At 57.7% G+C, this 14278-nt stretch carries 14 protein-coding genes; 9 read left to right on the forward strand and 5 right to left on the reverse strand.

What is annotated here, in order from left to right:
- The first annotated feature begins 18 nt into the window (after nt 1–18).
- The 5 genes from hslV to G403_RS22785 all read left to right on the forward strand — a co-directional run bounded on the left by hslV (nt 19) and on the right by G403_RS22785 (nt 3833).
- Nucleotides 19–549 (forward strand): ATP-dependent protease subunit HslV, encoded by a 531-nt coding sequence (gene hslV, locus G403_RS0109425; RefSeq protein ID WP_027853775.1) that lies wholly within the window; start codon nt 19–21, stop codon nt 547–549.
- 10 nt (nt 550–559) lie between these two features.
- Nucleotides 560–1897, forward strand: coding sequence for an ATP-dependent protease ATPase subunit HslU (gene hslU / locus G403_RS0109430; RefSeq protein ID WP_027853776.1), 1338 nt, complete (start codon nt 560–562; stop codon nt 1895–1897).
- A gap of 49 nt (nt 1898–1946) precedes the next feature.
- Nucleotides 1947–2324: a gamma-butyrobetaine hydroxylase family protein gene (locus tag G403_RS0109435; RefSeq protein WP_027853777.1), complete on the forward strand. Its 378-nt coding sequence runs from the start codon at nt 1947–1949 to the stop codon at nt 2322–2324.
- A 68-nt stretch (nt 2325–2392) separates the two neighbouring features.
- Nucleotides 2393–3148: a bifunctional demethylmenaquinone methyltransferase/2-methoxy-6-polyprenyl-1,4-benzoquinol methylase UbiE gene (ubiE, locus tag G403_RS0109440; protein WP_027853778.1), complete on the forward strand. Its 756-nt coding sequence runs from the start codon at nt 2393–2395 to the stop codon at nt 3146–3148.
- 31 nt (nt 3149–3179) lie between these two features.
- Nucleotides 3180–3833, forward strand: a complete 654-nt coding sequence (locus G403_RS22785; RefSeq protein ID WP_051298794.1) for a ubiquinone biosynthesis accessory factor UbiJ — start codon at nt 3180–3182, stop codon at nt 3831–3833.
- Here G403_RS22785 and G403_RS0109450 read toward each other — a convergent pair.
- From G403_RS0109450 to G403_RS0109465, 4 genes are all read right to left on the reverse strand, one after another.
- On the reverse strand, nt 3783–4196 hold the full coding sequence (locus G403_RS0109450) for a CopD family protein (protein ID WP_027853779.1): 414 nt from the start codon (nt 4194–4196) through the stop codon (nt 3783–3785). The two genes, G403_RS22785 and G403_RS0109450, sit on opposite strands and share 51 nt — an antisense overlap.
- 176 nt (nt 4197–4372) lie before the next feature.
- The gene (locus G403_RS22790; RefSeq protein WP_036233220.1) at nt 4373–5143 is read right to left on the reverse strand and encodes a DUF2927 domain-containing protein; all 771 of its coding nucleotides are present in this window, start codon (nt 5141–5143) and stop codon (nt 4373–4375) included.
- Entirely contained in the window at nt 5140–5802 is a 663-nt protein-coding gene (locus G403_RS0109460) for a fumarylacetoacetate hydrolase family protein (RefSeq protein WP_027853780.1), read from the reverse strand. Before G403_RS0109460 ends, G403_RS22790 begins: the two co-directional genes overlap by 4 nt.
- A 44-nt stretch (nt 5803–5846) precedes the next feature.
- A complete protein-coding gene (locus G403_RS0109465; protein WP_027853781.1) occupies nt 5847–7040 on the reverse strand; it encodes an MFS transporter in 1194 nt (397 codons plus the stop codon).
- Nucleotides 7041–7136: 96 nt separating this feature from the next.
- Here G403_RS0109465 and G403_RS0109470 point away from each other — a divergent pair, with 96 nt between their 5' ends.
- The 3 genes from G403_RS0109470 to serA all read left to right on the forward strand — a co-directional run bounded on the left by G403_RS0109470 (nt 7137) and on the right by serA (nt 9757).
- Nucleotides 7137–8015 carry a LysR family transcriptional regulator gene (locus tag G403_RS0109470; protein ID WP_027853782.1) on the forward strand — a complete coding sequence of 293 codons (879 nt, stop codon included), beginning with the start codon at nt 7137–7139 and terminating at the stop codon, nt 8013–8015.
- Between the two features lie 51 nt (nt 8016–8066).
- Nucleotides 8067–8348 carry a pyrimidine/purine nucleoside phosphorylase gene (gene ppnP / locus G403_RS0109475; RefSeq protein WP_027853783.1) on the forward strand — a complete coding sequence of 94 codons (282 nt, stop codon included), beginning with the start codon at nt 8067–8069 and terminating at the stop codon, nt 8346–8348.
- A 173-nt stretch (nt 8349–8521) separates the two neighbouring features.
- The gene (gene serA / locus G403_RS0109480; RefSeq protein ID WP_036233221.1) at nt 8522–9757 is read left to right on the forward strand and encodes a phosphoglycerate dehydrogenase; all 1236 of its coding nucleotides are present in this window, start codon (nt 8522–8524) and stop codon (nt 9755–9757) included.
- A 28-nt stretch (nt 9758–9785) separates the two neighbouring features.
- Here the strand turns inward: serA and G403_RS22795 are convergent, their stop codons facing one another.
- Nucleotides 9786–10796 (reverse strand): alpha/beta fold hydrolase, encoded by a 1011-nt coding sequence (locus tag G403_RS22795; RefSeq protein WP_051298796.1) that lies wholly within the window; start codon nt 10794–10796, stop codon nt 9786–9788.
- A 154-nt stretch (nt 10797–10950) separates the two neighbouring features.
- On the opposite strand from G403_RS22795, the gene G403_RS0109490 reads away from it, so the two are divergent.
- Entirely contained in the window at nt 10951–14154 is a 3204-nt protein-coding gene (locus G403_RS0109490) for a mechanosensitive ion channel domain-containing protein (RefSeq protein ID WP_169719895.1), read from the forward strand.
- Nucleotides 14155–14278: the final 124 nt, after the last annotated feature.

Consider the following 14278-nt stretch of genomic DNA (forward strand, 5'->3'; position numbering starts at 1 on the left):
AACAGGGTATCCTTTGTCATGACAACCATCGTTTCTGTTCGCCGCGGCGATCAGGTCGTCGTCGGCGGCGACGGTCAGGTATCACTCGGCAACACCGTAATGAAAGGCAGCGCACGCAAGGTCAATGTGCTGCCCAAGCATCAGGTTATTACCGGCTTTGCCGGCAGCACGGCAGACGCCATCACCCTGCGTGACCTGTTTGAACAGCAACTCGACAAGCACCAGGGCAACATCACCACCGCCGTCATCCAGCTGGCGCGCGAGTGGCGCTCAGACCGCGTCCTGCGTCGCCTCGAAGCCCTGATGCTGGTTGCCAACAAAGAGAAAACCTACCTGATCTCAGGCAGCGGCGATATCATCGAACCCGAGGATGGCGTCATCGCCATCGGCTCCGGTGGCAACTACGCACTATCCGCCGCACGCGCGTTGGTCGATAACACCGACCTAAGCGCTCGCGACATCGTCGAGAAAAGCCTTCAGATCGCCTCTGGCATCTGCGTTTTCACCAATGACAACCTGACCATCGAACAGCTCGAATCGGCTGGCTGAGGAGACCTCCATGTCCAACATGACCCCCCGCGAAATCGTTCACGAGCTGAACCGGCACATCGTTGGCCAGGACGAAGCCAAGCGTTCCGTCGCCATCGCCCTGCGCAACCGCTGGCGCCGGATGCAGCTGGATGAAGAGCTGCGCCCGGAGGTAACACCGAAAAACATTCTGATGATCGGCCCCACCGGTGTCGGTAAAACCGAGATTGCACGGCGCCTGGCCAAGCTCGCCAACGCCCCGTTTATCAAGGTGGAAGCGACCAAATTCACCGAAGTGGGTTATGTGGGTCGCGATGTGGAAACCATTATCCGCGACCTGGTGGAGATGTCGTTGAAGATGGTGCGTGAACAGGCGATGGAGAAGCACCGCTTCCGCGCTGAAGAACTGGCGGAAGAGCGTATTCTCGATGCGCTGCTGCCTCAGGCCCGCTCCAGCGGTTTTGAGAATGACGAGCCCGTCAGCAAAACCGATTCCGCGACCCGCCAGATCTTCCGGAAAAAGCTCCGTGAAGGACAGCTGGACGACAAAGAGATCGATGTGGAAGTGGCGCAGCCCCAAGTCGGCGTCGAGATCATGTCGCCGCCGGGCATGGAAGAGATGACCAGCCAGCTGCAAAGCCTGTTCTCCAATATGGGGCAAAACAAGAAGCAAAGCCGCCGCCTGAAAGTGAAGGAAGCATTCAAGCTGCTCACCGACGAGGAGGCCGCCAATCTGGTCAAGGAAGATGAAATCAAGCAGCAGGCGCTGGAACGGGTCGAACAGAACGGCATCGTTTTCCTGGATGAGATCGACAAGGTCTGCAAGCGTACCGACAACAGCGGTGCCGATGTTTCCCGCGAGGGCGTGCAACGCGACCTGCTGCCGCTGATCGAAGGTTGTACCGTCAGCACCAAATACGGCATGGTTCGCACCGATCATATTCTGTTTATCGCATCCGGTGCTTTCCATCTGGCGCGCCCGTCCGACCTGATTCCCGAACTCCAGGGCCGCCTGCCGATTCGGGTAGAGCTTCAGGCGCTGACACCGGAGGATTTCCGTCGGATTCTGACCGAGCCCAAGGCATCCCTGACCGAGCAGTACCGCGCGTTGCTGGCCACCGAAGGAGTGAATGTCGAGTTCACCGAAGAGGGCATCAGCCGTATCGCGGAACTGGCCTACCAGGTCAACGAGAGCACCGAGAATATCGGCGCCCGGCGCCTGCATACCATGATGGAGCGTTTGCTGGAGGAGCTCTCCTACGCGGCATCCGACCGCAGTGGCGAGACCATCAGCATCGACCGCGCCTTTGTCGATGAACAGCTCAGTGAGGTCAGCCGCGACGAAGACCTCAGTCACTATATCCTGTAACGCTGCCGGGCCTGCGGATGCAGGCCCCTGCTTGTCAAAGGAGCGCATCATGGTTGAAGTCCCCCTGCCTCAGGATATTCGGTTACACACCAAGTCCCGAACGTTGGAGCTGGTTTACGCTGATGGTAATTTTGAGCTGACCGCAGAGTTCCTGCGTGTTCACTCGCCCTCGGCCGAAGTCCGCGGCCACGGCATTGGCCAGGGAGTATTGCAGACCGGTAAAAAACATGTGGGCATCAAGGGTGTGGAACCCTCCGGTAACTATGCTCTGAAAATCATTTTTGACGACGGTCATGATTCCGGACTCTTCACCTGGGAGTATCTGCACGACCTGGCCCATAATCAGGCAGCCTATTGGCAGCAATACCTGAACGCGCTTGAAGCAGCCGGCGCCAGCCGTGACAACGGATTGATCGCCCGGGGCTAACGTGGACGGGACAAAGACCGGGACGCGGCGCTACAATGGGCCCAACATTCATAGGCCTTGAGCGGACAATGAGCGAGAAAAAGCAGGACACCACCCATTTCGGCTACCAGGAAGTGCCCGTTGACGAGAAGGTCAAACGGGTCGCGGACGTCTTCCACTCGGTGGCCGGTAAATATGACCTGATGAACGACATGATGTCAGGGGGTATTCACCGTCTCTGGAAACGGATTACCATCGAACAGAGTGGTGCACGGGCCGGTATGAAAGTGCTCGACATCGCAGGTGGCACCGGTGATCTGACGCGCAAGTTTTCTCGCATTGTCGGCCCCTCGGGCAAGGTGGTACTGGCCGATATCAATGAGTCCATGCTCCGGGTCGGGCGCGACAAACTGATCAACGCCGGAGCCGCCGGTAACATCGAATATGTTCAGGCCAACGCGGAATGCCTGCCATTTGCCGATAATACCTTTGACATCCTGACCATCGCCTTTGGTCTGCGCAATGTCACCGACAAGGACGCCGCTCTACGCTCCATGCTCCGGGTACTCAAACCGGGCGGTAAAGTGATGGTGCTGGAGTTTTCCAAGACCGATAACCCACTACTGACCAAGGCCTACGATTTCTACTCTTTCAACATCCTGCCGCAGATGGGCAAGCTGATTGCCAATGATGCCGAAAGCTACCGCTACCTGGCCGAGTCGATCCGCATGCACCCGGACCAGGAAACCTTGAAAGAGATGATGGCCGGGGCCGGCTTCGTGAACTGTCGCTACCAGAACATGACCGGCGGTGTGGTCGCGCTTCATACAGGCATCAAGCCCTGAACGGACGATAACAGTAACGGAGGTTGAGGGGATGGCTTTGCAGATGCTCGTCACCGGCGCACTGTCGACGCTGGAACCGGCTTTAAACCGGGTCCTGGCCAGGGACCCGGTTACCCTGGATCGCCTCGGTGAGATGGCTGGCCGGATTGTCGCTGTGGAAGTGACGGCGCCGAGCTTACAGCTGTATCTGATCCCCCATGCCGAAGGGATCGATCTTCTGGCCCATTACGCGGGCGATGCTGACGTAAGGCTGAAGGGCAGCGCTGTCGATCTGGCGCGCCTGCCCCAGGCCGGTAATGAAGTGCTCTTTGGACAGGGCGTAACAATCAGCGGCGATTCCGCACTGGCCCACCGTCTGCAAAAAGTACTGGCCGATACCCGGATCGACTGGGAAGCCTGGATCAGTGATTGGCTGGGCGATACCGCAGGCCACGAAGCGGCCAAACTCATCAGATCCCTGGGTACCTACGGTCGCGACAGCTCCCGCTCCATGCTGATGAACCTGCAGGAATATGTGCAGGAGGAGGCGCGGCTGCTACCAACTCCGGTGGAGGTCGAGATATTCATGGATGAGGTCGATACGCTACGTGAGCGCACCGACCGTCTGTTGGCCCGGATTGATCGACTCGAAACGTCAGAAAGGCTTAACAACCACAAAGATCAGAATCGGCACAAAGATCAGTAACGGCAGTTCATTAAACAGGCGAAAGAAACGCCCGCTGCCGGATAGCCCGTCCTGTTGCATCTGCTTGAGGTAACGACGGCACCAGAGGTGGTAGCCGATCAGCAAGGCCACAAACAGCAGCTTGGCGTGCAGCCAACCACCGCTGATCCCCCAGCCAAACCAGAGCCACAACCCCAGTCCCAGCGTAAACGCCGCCATGATGGTCATAAAACCGTACAGCTTTCGCGCCATGATGCAAAGACGGGTCACATCCTGACCGGCCTCCCGCCCTTCAACGTAATGCACGAATATCCTTGGCAGATAAAAAATTCCCGCCATCCAGCTGGTCATTGCCAGAATATGAAACACCTTCACCCAAAGCATGCGCTTTCCCTCGACTCCATTGTCCACTGCAAAAGTATGCCACAGCACAGAGCTGATCGACGCTTCAACCACCGAAACCGGTGGCGCGCGTGTTACGTTCTGTCAGGCGCTTTATACGACAACACAGCGGATAGAAGTTTCCCTCACAGAATGCGCCCTGACAGAAAGTGCTCCGCTCACTGCCCAAACCCCAGCAGACGGTAAAGTGCCCCCTGGCTCACCTGCTCCTGAGCCCGCGCAATAATCCCCGCCTGCGACAACTCCTCTATCAATCCATTGAGCAGAGGCCGCACCTGATCAGGGCTCATACCCGCTTCCAGCTTTTCATGGTAAAGCAGCTTAAGCAGGACCAGGTCCAGTCCGGTCAGCAGTTGCGCCACCGAACGATCATTAAAAATAGAAGGGAATACACGATCGGAGTCATTGGGTAAACCCAGTACCTGGGTTAACTCTTCGACGATACAACTGATCAACTGCCCATGATGGCGCGCCCGATCCACCGGGATAAAAACCCAGCCTCGTCTGATTACGCCACGCCTGTCCGTCTGCAGCCGTCCCAGGCAAAGAGCATTGGGTGGAAGCGAGTCCTGACCACTTTGCTCCCGCCAACGCCCCAACAGCGCCGACTCGGGCAACAGAAACATCATCAGGTTGGCATTCTCGGCCCGATCCACGCGCCGAATCGAGAGCCCCGTAATCTGGGCAAGCTGACTTAGATGCGCATCGACCAGCTCCTCGTGCAGTGCTCGGTTACCGACTTCGTGACTCAAATACACGCGCACGGGCGCTTCCCAGCGCCTTAACCGAGGCGTGTGCACGCCATACTCACTGTTCAGCGCAATCTCAATAAAGCTGTCAGCGATATAACCGGGCCGCTGCCAGGCTTCACGCTCATCAGCCTGACTGACCGATATACAGAGAAAGAGCGCAATGATCAGCCGGATCATTGTGCCTCGGTATCGACTCGCAGCAGATCGACGATCTCGACCACGAGTTTATCGCCCGGTTTAAGCGGCCCGACACCGGCCGGCGTTCCGGTTAATACCAGGTCCCCCGGTTCCAGCGTAAACCACTGGCTGATATAGCTGATAAGCGCCAATACCGGCGTCAGCATCTGAGCGCTGTTTCCTTCCTGGCGTACTTCGTCATTGACGGTCAGGCGCAGGTTGACGTCGGTCAGGTCACCCACGCTGGCCGGGGTGAGAAACCGGGATACCGGGCAGGCACCATCAAACGCCTTGGAGCGCTCCCAGGGGTGCCCCTTGGACTTCAGCTGATCCTGAACATCGCGCAAAGTCAGATCCAGCGCCAGCCCCACACCGGCGATACCGTGCTGCGCAGCCTGTGCATCCACATCAGTCAGGCGCTCGCCGATCAAAACGGCCAGCTCGGTTTCAAAATGCACACTGCCGTGCCCCTTGGGCACAGTAACGGGCTCATCCAACGGTGCCAGCGCCGTTGCGGGTTTCATGAACAGCAGCGGTTCTGTGGGTATTTCGTTATTCAATTCACGGGCATGTTCGGCATAGTTACGGCCGATACACACCACTTTGCCCACCGGCAAATCCAGCGCAGAGCCATCAACCTGCAGATGTTGGTATGCCATTGCTCACTTCTCCTTAAAACTGTTGCACCATCATATCCCGCCACTCAGGCAGCGACCAGAACCGAACGTCGACTCCGACCCAGCCAGCAGGCACAACTCAGCGTCAGGGTTAAGATCACCAGCGAACCGGCAACAACGCCCGACCAACCGGCATACTCCCAGAAGGGGTGCAGATAAAGCCCGCCGGTGCTGGCCCCTATGTAGTAGAACATCAGATAGAGCGATGAAGCACTGGCCTTGGCCTGACGGGCATTGTGACTGACCCAGCTACTGGCGCTTGAATGCGCAAAAAAGAACCCGAAACTGTTGATGAAAAAGCCCGCAACGATGGCGACCAGGCTGGGAATCAGCGTCAGCAACGAGCCCAACATCAGGATCAGAATGCCTAACGCCATACACCAGGGCTGGCTCAAACGCAGCGCCACGCGACCCGAGATCGCCGAACCGAAGGTACCGGTCAAGTAGGTTAAAAACAGCAGCCCGAGAGACGCGGTTGATAAATTATAAGGAGCCTCGGACAGTACGAAGGTGATGTAGCTGTACTGGTTCACGAAGATAAAGAAGTTGAGACCGCCGATGATGTAGGCGGCCACCAGCAGCGGATTACGCAGATGCCCGGCCAGATCGGACAGCATCTGTCGAGGATGCAGCGCTCTGGGGACAAAGTGTTGTGACGGTGGCAACATCAGTGCGAACAGGGTTAAGCAAACCAGACTCACAACGGCCATGACCAGAAAAGCGTGATTCCAGCCCATCCACTCACCGACAAAGCCTCCAATCAGGCGGCCACCGATACCGCCCAGACTATTGCCTGATATGTAAACGCCGACGGCGACAGCCACCGCACTCTTACTGAACTCATCCCCCATATATGCAATCGCAATGGCCGGCAGCCCGCCCAGCAGGAAGCCTTGCACAGCGCGCAACAGCAGAACAGTCAGGTAGTCCGAGGTAAAGGCGAGGGCCACGGTGGTCAATGTGGCGCCCGCCATGGTCACCAGCATGATCGCGCGCCGCCCGAGCGCGTCGGATAGTGGGCCATAAAGCAGCAGAGACAGGCCCAGCATCAGCGTAGTGACAGTAAACGTCCATCCGGCGAGCAGCGGCGAAACCTCGAAATCCTGCGCCAGCATCGGCAACAGTGGCTGCGTAACATAGACATTGGCAAAGATCATGAAAGATCCCAGACATAGCGCCAGTGTCGCCCGCCAAAACGCCTTATTACCCAACTCGATCATCGAGCACACCCCCGCTTAATTTCAATGTGCAAACAATACCAATCGAGATAAAATCATTAAAATATATAGTTATTATCTTATCCATAAGGAATACTTATGCTTGAGGTTCGCGCCCTGCGATACTTCCTGGCCGTCGCCGAAGAGCAGGGTTTTACCGCCGCCGCGCGACGTCTCAACGTTGCTCAGCCTGCGGTGAGCATGGCCATTCGCAAACTGGAAGAACGCCTGGCGCTCAACCTGTTTCACCGTCGCGAACGCCATGTTGAGTTGACCGACGAGGGCCAGGTGCTGCTTGGCCATGCCCGGCGCATCACCCAAGCCGTGAAAGATGCAGAACTTGAGATGCACGAAATCCATGGCCTGCGCCAGGGGGAGGTGCGGATCGGTATACCCAGTATGCTCGGCTCCTACTACTTCCCTCCGATTCTGATGGCATTTCGCCACCGCTACCCCAACCTGCAGCTGACCGTGGTCGAATCCGGCACTCGGCGTATACAGCAGATGATCTCAGCCGGAGAGATCGACATGGGTGTCATCGTCAGCAACACCCCCGCTGAAGAGCTGGAGGCTCACCGGTTTCTGCGCGATCAGATGACCGCCGTCATGCCCGCCGACCACCCGCTGGCCGAGCACGATGCGATCAGTTTCAATCAGTTCTTTGCTGAAGATCTGGTGGTGTTCAAACCCGGTTATTTCCACCGCGAAGTGATCGATCGTCTGGCTGGCGAAGCCGGAGTCACGCCCCGGATCGGCTTCGAAACCAACCTGCTCCCCCTGATCAAACAGATCGTACGCCATGGGTTTGCACTCACGACGCTGTTAGCCATGGTCATAGAGGAAGATGCCGACCTAGTGGCGCGCCCCTTCAGCGAGCCGGTGTGGCTGGATCTTTCCATCGCTTGGCGCAGAGAGGGATACCTCTCTAGAGCCAACCGCACCTTTGTCGATTTTCTGCTACAACATTCAGAAACATGACAGACACACAAGATGTCACTATGATGCCCTTTTTTCTGCGGAGAGAGCACGATGCTGAGCGTCAACGAATACTTCGACGGCAAGGTAATGTCGATCGCGTTTGAAGGCCCGGATGGCCCGGTTACCTCTGGCGTGATGGCGCCGGGGGAGTATACCTTCAGCACCAGCCAGAACGAGCTGATGAAGGTGACCTGCGGCGAACTGGTCGTCCGCCTGCCCGGCAGTCAGGACTGGCAGTCCTTTCCGGCCGGTACCGAGTTCAGCATCGCGGCGGACCAATCGTTCGACCTTAAAGTAAGCAAGACAACAGCTTACCTCTGTTACTACAGCTGAGCTGACAAAGGCCGCCCTTAAGGCGGCCTGATCCAGTTTTGCTCATGAATAACTGAGAAAATTTCTCGCTTTACTCCCGCGGGTAGCCGCTCACGGCCCGCTCTATATGCTACAATGCGACGCTTTCTTACCACCGGCCGACATATTCGGCGAAAGTTAGGAACCCGTTGCAGATGACGAGCACACCCACATCCCTCGATAAGAGCAAAATCAAGATTCTGCTGCTGGAAGGCGTCCACCAGTCGGCCGTCGACACGCTGAACGCTCAGGGCTACACCAACATTGAGTTCCACACCGGCTCTCTGCCGGAAGAGGAACTGATTGATCGGATCCAGGACGTTCACTTTATCGGTATCCGCTCCCGTACTCAGCTCACCGAAAAAGTACTCAACGCCGCTGAAAAGCTGGTTGCCGTCGGCTGTTTCTGCATCGGGACCAACCAGGTCAACCTGGATGCGGCCACACGCAACGGTATCGCCGTCTTCAACGCCCCCTATTCCAACACCCGTTCCGTGGCGGAGCTTGTCATCGCGGAGTCGATCATCCTGCTGCGCGGCGTGGCCGAGAAAAATGCCAAGGCCCATCGGGGCGAGTGGCAGAAAAGCGCCAAGAACTCCTACGAAATCCGCGGCAAGAAGCTGGGGATCGTCGGCTACGGCAGCATCGGCTCCCAGCTGAGCGTGCTGGCGGAAAGCCTGGGTATGAAAGTCTATTTCTACGATGTGGTCACCAAACTGCCGCTGGGTAATGCGACTCAGGTCGCCTCCATGGCGGAGCTGCTGGGCATGTGCGATATCATCACGCTGCACGTTCCGGAAACCGACGCCACCAAAAATATGATGGGACAGGTTCAGTTCGACCAGATGAAAGATGGCGCTATTTTCCTGAACGCCGCCCGCGGTACTGTGGTTGACATCGACGCGCTCTGCTCGGCCCTGGCCAGCGGCAAACTGCTGGGTGCCGCCGTGGATGTTTTCCCGGTGGAGCCTCGCAGCAACGATGACGAGTTCATCAGCCCCCTGCGCGAATTCGACAACGTGATCCTGACCCCTCATGTCGGTGGTTCGACCATGGAAGCGCAGGAAAACATCGGTTATGAAGTGGCCGAGAAGCTGGTCAAGTACAGCGACAACGGCTCCTCCATCACCTCCGTCAACTTCCCGGAAGTGGCGCTGCCGGGCCACCCCAACGCGCATCGACTGCTCCATGTACACGAAAACATCCCGGGCGTGTTGTCCAAGATCAACAACGTGTTTTCGGAAAACGGGATCAATATCGCGGGCCAGTATCTGCAGACCAACGAGACCGTGGGCTACGTGGTTATCGATGTCGATGCCGACTACTCACATCTGGCCCTGGAAAAGCTCAGCCAGATCGATGGCACCATCCGCTGCCGTCGCCTGTTCTAAAAGCCGCTCGATCGCAGCTGAATAGTTCTCAACGCCCGGCCAGTGCGCCGGGCGTTTCTGTTTCAGCCCTCAGTAATTGACCAATGGCCCGAAAGGCCGGATCCCGCCAGGCAGCGCCTTCGTTAATCAAATTATGCCGCGCGCCATCGATACAGAGCTGTTCTGAACGGGGAAACAACCGCTGCAACACCGCCAGGTTATGCCGCCACTCCACAGTATCGTCATCGCACCCCTGAATAATCAGCGGACGGGCCGGGCTCGCCGGCTGATGCTCAACCCACTCGATCCAGCGAAGCATAGCGCCTATCCAGCGTACCGAAATCCAGGGATGCTGCAGTGGATCCCGGCTGCGGATAAACTCGACAAACGCCGGGTCATGGGAATTGGCCTGGTAGATTCGTCGTACCCGCCTCAACCAGAATCCCAGCCAGCGATATTTACGCCGAATACTCGGCCAGTGGGTAGGCCGGACCAGCGGCGCAAGCAAAACCGGACGTGTCAGCGACTGATCCAGCAACGCGGGCTCCCGCAACAGCAAGGTGGTAATAATCGCACCACCGGTACTGTGTCCAATCAGGGTCAGCGGACGCTCATCTTCAGACAACATCCGCTTCACGAGCGCGCCAAGCTGGTCGGTATACTTGAAGAAATTATCCACTTCGTACGGCCGTCCGCGGGATAAGCCGTGCCCCGGCAAGTCATAGAGACTTACATCGCAACCGGATTGCAGCAGAAATTCCGCCAGGGGCCCCGTCAATGCGGCGTGGTCCATATAGCCATGGACCAGCAAAGCACGCGGTGCATTACCCTGTGGCTGGCAGAATGACTGCACCACCAGTTCAGCATCCGACAACAGCAGTCGACCCGCAGCATAACCATAGCGTCGCGCCATCGGCGCCAGCCCATAGAAGCTCAGGTAATCGACCATCACCCGGGGTAGTGACGACAGCGCCGTCATCTGCTCGGGCAGCGCCTCTCGCACCGCTTGCGAGTCGATAATGCGTGGCCGCCCCCGTACACTCTGTCTAACGTTGATCAAGACAGCTTTCCTGTATCAGCTCTGTGCCCCATTATAGTCATAACATCAGTTACTCGAGTCTTTCGCGCAAGGAGCTCACGCAGCCATGTTGCACCGCTCAGGATTGACACAGGGGTGGCCCTGTACGCTAATCTTGCTCATCTTAACGTCTATCGTGACCGTTCATATTCACGCGGCGGTGCCCAGTCTTGGGGAGATCGAGCAGCAGCTGGAAAAGCTGGACCCGGACGACACGACCACCGAGACTGAGGCGCTTCGCGAGACCTATCAACAGACCCGCAATGCGATCAGTGAACTGGAGCAATACCGATCCCGTATTGCACAACTGAACAGCCAGATCGAAAATCAACCGGAAAAGCTGGCAACCCTCCGGGAAGATCTTCAGTCCGAACCCGAGCCGATAAAGCGCCCTGATACAGCCTCTCCTGAAGAACTCGAACAGCAGATCACCCAAACCAAGGCGGAATTGGTCCAGCTGGGCCAGACGCGACAGCAGCTGGAGGAGGCGATCCGCAGCAATGATACCCGCCTGGTCGAACTGCGTGCGCAGCTGGCCGCTTTAAAGCAAGACGAACTGGTTCCCTCTCTGAGCCCGGACCTCTCTTCCCCCCTTAAAAAAGCGCGTCAGGACCTCCTCGATGCTCAGGCAGAGTTGAAAGCCGCACGGATCCAGGCGCTGGAGCTTGAATTACTGGCCCTGCCAGGCGAAAGCGAACTCAATCAGCTCCGTTTGACACAAACACGTCGCCAGATCGAACAGCTCTCCACCGCGCAGGAAGAGATGCAGCAGGCACTGGCCGTCGCAAGGCGCAGCAATCTGGAACAGGCGCTCTCTGACCTGGGGCCGGAGCCTGATGCGCTCCCCACCCCGCTGGCCGACATCAGCCAACGAAACCGGCAGACGAGCGACAGCCTGCGCCATCTGCTGGCGGAGATTAGCGCCGGAAACGAGACCCTGACCCGGCTCGAAAACCAGATCACGCAGATCAGCGAGCGATCCCGCTTGATCAGGCAACAGCTGGAGCTGGATATCCCGCAACTCAGCACGGAATTACGGCGTTTTATTCGGCAGCTAACCCGTCCCCTGGACAGCGATGCCACACGCTCGTCTATCAATGAGCTACGCCTGGCGAATCTGGCAACTAATCGCCAGATACTCAGTGCCGAACAAGCCAAGAGTAATCCTCCCAGCTCGCTGGCGGTCTTCGGAGCCGCCACTCACGAACAATATCAGAGCCTGCTGGATACCCGCATCCGTCTGCTCAATCAGCTCCATCACAGCCGCCAACAGCTGATTAATCTGCGCGCACAGATTCTCGCCTCCCAGCAGCAGATCAATGAGCAGTTGCGTCAGGCCCGGACCCTGGTGAACCAGCAGCTACTCTGGCAGCCGTCGGTACCGGCTATAGATACGGATCTACCCGGCAACCTGTTGCAGGGGCTGACTCACCTTCACCAGCGCTGGAAAAGCCTGGGCAGTGGCGCATCACTACTGAGTCACAACCACCGGCTCTGGCTCGCACTGCTGATTTTCACGCTTCTGACCGGCGTCGCCATCACTCTGCGCCGCTTTGTACGACACCACCGCGCCCAGTGGCACGCTGAAATTGGTCGTGTAACCCAGGATCGATTTGTTCGTTCGCTGGTGTTGCTGGCCGCCCCCGTGGTGATTGCATCCCCCGTACCCGTCTTTGCATTGTTGCTGCAGACCAACCTCAATCCCGCCTATCCCCTGCACGATACGCTCACCCTGATACTCTTTACCTTCGGCGGACTCATATTTATTCAGCAGTGCTTCCACGGTTGGCTGAGCACCCCCCACGGTCTGTTGCATGCTCACCTGGGACTGCCACAACCCCTCTGCCAGTCCCTGAACCGGGAACTCCACCTGCTGAGCCTGCTAAGCCTTCCGTTGCTGGCCGGGCTGTATATCAGCGACGGCCTGGAAGAGCCGGAATTGCTCGCCTCCGGCGGTCGCCTGCTATTTCTTTTGCTGACCCTGCTGTTGGTACGTTTCTGGTGGGCCCTGTGGAAAAACCACACCCCGATCAACCAGCTGACGGGCAATACACAGGGCTGGAGAGACGCACGGCTCTGGATCGGGTTGATGCTGGCATTCAATGTGGCCATGTTTGTACTGGGTCTTGCCGGTTACCTGCTCAGCGCTCTCTACATGATCATGCTTTTAGCACTCGTGATTCTGCAGCTCGCGCTCGCCTTTATCTGCTACCGCCTGGGATTACGCTGGCTGATGATGGAGGAGCGCAGACTGGCGCTGGCGCAAGCCCTGGAAAAGCGGGCAGAACAGCGCGCTGCGCGTGAAGAGGGCGTAAACGAAAGCAGCGAACTGGAGGAGAATTTTTACGACCTGGAAACGCTGTCCGAGCAGAGCCAAACCTTGCTGAAAGTCGCTGTAGCAGGCGGCTTTGGACTGCTGATCTGGATCACGCTGGGTGATTACCTGCCCAGCCTGAATATTCTCGATCGCATCCCGCTCTGGAGCGTCTATCAAGGTGGCGCCGATGCCGGCCAGTTACGCTCAGTCACACTGGCGGACGTGCTTACCGGCGTCCTGACACTGGGACTGAGCCTGCTGGCCGCCTACAACCTGCCGGGACTACTGGAGCTTCTGGTACTTCGGCATCTGCGCCTGAGCGCCGGGAGCGGCTTCGCAATCACGACCCTGCTTAAATACAGCCTGATTCTGGTAGGGGTCATGGCCGGTATCGGTCAATTTGGGCTGGAGTGGAGCAAACTGCAATGGCTGGTGGCGGCGTTGGGCGTCGGCCTCGGTTTTGGCTTGCAGGAGATTGTGGCCAACTTTGTCTCGGGCATCATCCTGCTGTTCGAAAAGCCTATTCGTATCGGTGATACCGTCACCATCGGCGATGTAACCGGTAACGTATCCCGGATCCAGATCCGGGCCACCACGCTGGTCGACTGGGATATGAAGGAGGTGGTGATCCCCAACAAAACGTTTATCACCGAGCGGTTGATCAACTGGTCGCTGACCGACGCCACCACCCGTGTCGTGCTGCAGGTGGGTGTTGCCTATGGCAGCGACACGCAGAAAGTGAAAGCACTGCTGCTCGACGCCGCCGCAGCGAACCCGGATGTGCTTGATGAACCGGAGCCCTCCGCTTACTTCCGGGCCTTTGGTGACAGCACTCTGAATTTTGATTTGCGGGTCTATGTCAGCCGTATGGAGGACCGGATTCCGGTGACTGACAGCCTGAACCACACGATCGATCGCCTATTCCGTCAGGCGGGCATCGAAATCGCGTTTCCACAACTGGATGTGCACCTCTTCCGTGCGCCGCCGAAGAAACCGCCGGCCAGCGGTCCAGAAGACGACTGAGGCCAATTAAGGAAATCCGGTCTCGGACAACGCGTGATTACCCATGTCTGAATCATTTGTTTCATCAAAGCAATTATAGGATCATATGAATCAACAAACCCCGTCCCCCGGAACTGACGCAGCC

It is taken from the genome of Marinobacterium litorale DSM 23545, assembly GCF_000428985.1.
Taxonomy (GTDB): Bacteria; Pseudomonadota; Gammaproteobacteria; order Pseudomonadales; family Balneatricaceae; genus Marinobacterium_D; species Marinobacterium_D litorale.

Excerpts from the sequence above, each read along its gene's own strand:
- hslV (WP_027853775.1), top strand. The coding sequence starts at position 19 with ATGACAACCATCGTTTCTGTTCGCCGCGGCGATCAGGTCGTCGTCGGC.
- hslU (WP_027853776.1), top strand. The coding sequence starts at position 560 with ATGTCCAACATGACCCCCCGCGAAATCGTTCACGAGCTGAACCGGCAC.
- G403_RS0109435 (WP_027853777.1), top strand. The coding sequence starts at position 1,947 with ATGGTTGAAGTCCCCCTGCCTCAGGATATTCGGTTACACACCAAGTCC.
- ubiE (WP_027853778.1), top strand. The coding sequence starts at position 2,393 with ATGAGCGAGAAAAAGCAGGACACCACCCATTTCGGCTACCAGGAAGTG.
- G403_RS22785 (WP_051298794.1), top strand. The coding sequence starts at position 3,180 with ATGGCTTTGCAGATGCTCGTCACCGGCGCACTGTCGACGCTGGAACCG.
- G403_RS0109450 (WP_027853779.1), bottom strand. The coding sequence starts at position 4,196 with ATGCTTTGGGTGAAGGTGTTTCATATTCTGGCAATGACCAGCTGGATG.
- G403_RS22790 (WP_036233220.1), bottom strand. The coding sequence starts at position 5,143 with ATGATCCGGCTGATCATTGCGCTCTTTCTCTGTATATCGGTCAGTCAG.
- G403_RS0109460 (WP_027853780.1), bottom strand. The coding sequence starts at position 5,802 with ATGGCATACCAACATCTGCAGGTTGATGGCTCTGCGCTGGATTTGCCG.
- G403_RS0109465 (WP_027853781.1), bottom strand. The coding sequence starts at position 7,040 with ATGATCGAGTTGGGTAATAAGGCGTTTTGGCGGGCGACACTGGCGCTA.
- G403_RS0109470 (WP_027853782.1), top strand. The coding sequence starts at position 7,137 with ATGCTTGAGGTTCGCGCCCTGCGATACTTCCTGGCCGTCGCCGAAGAG.
- ppnP (WP_027853783.1), top strand. The coding sequence starts at position 8,067 with ATGCTGAGCGTCAACGAATACTTCGACGGCAAGGTAATGTCGATCGCG.
- serA (WP_036233221.1), top strand. The coding sequence starts at position 8,522 with ATGACGAGCACACCCACATCCCTCGATAAGAGCAAAATCAAGATTCTG.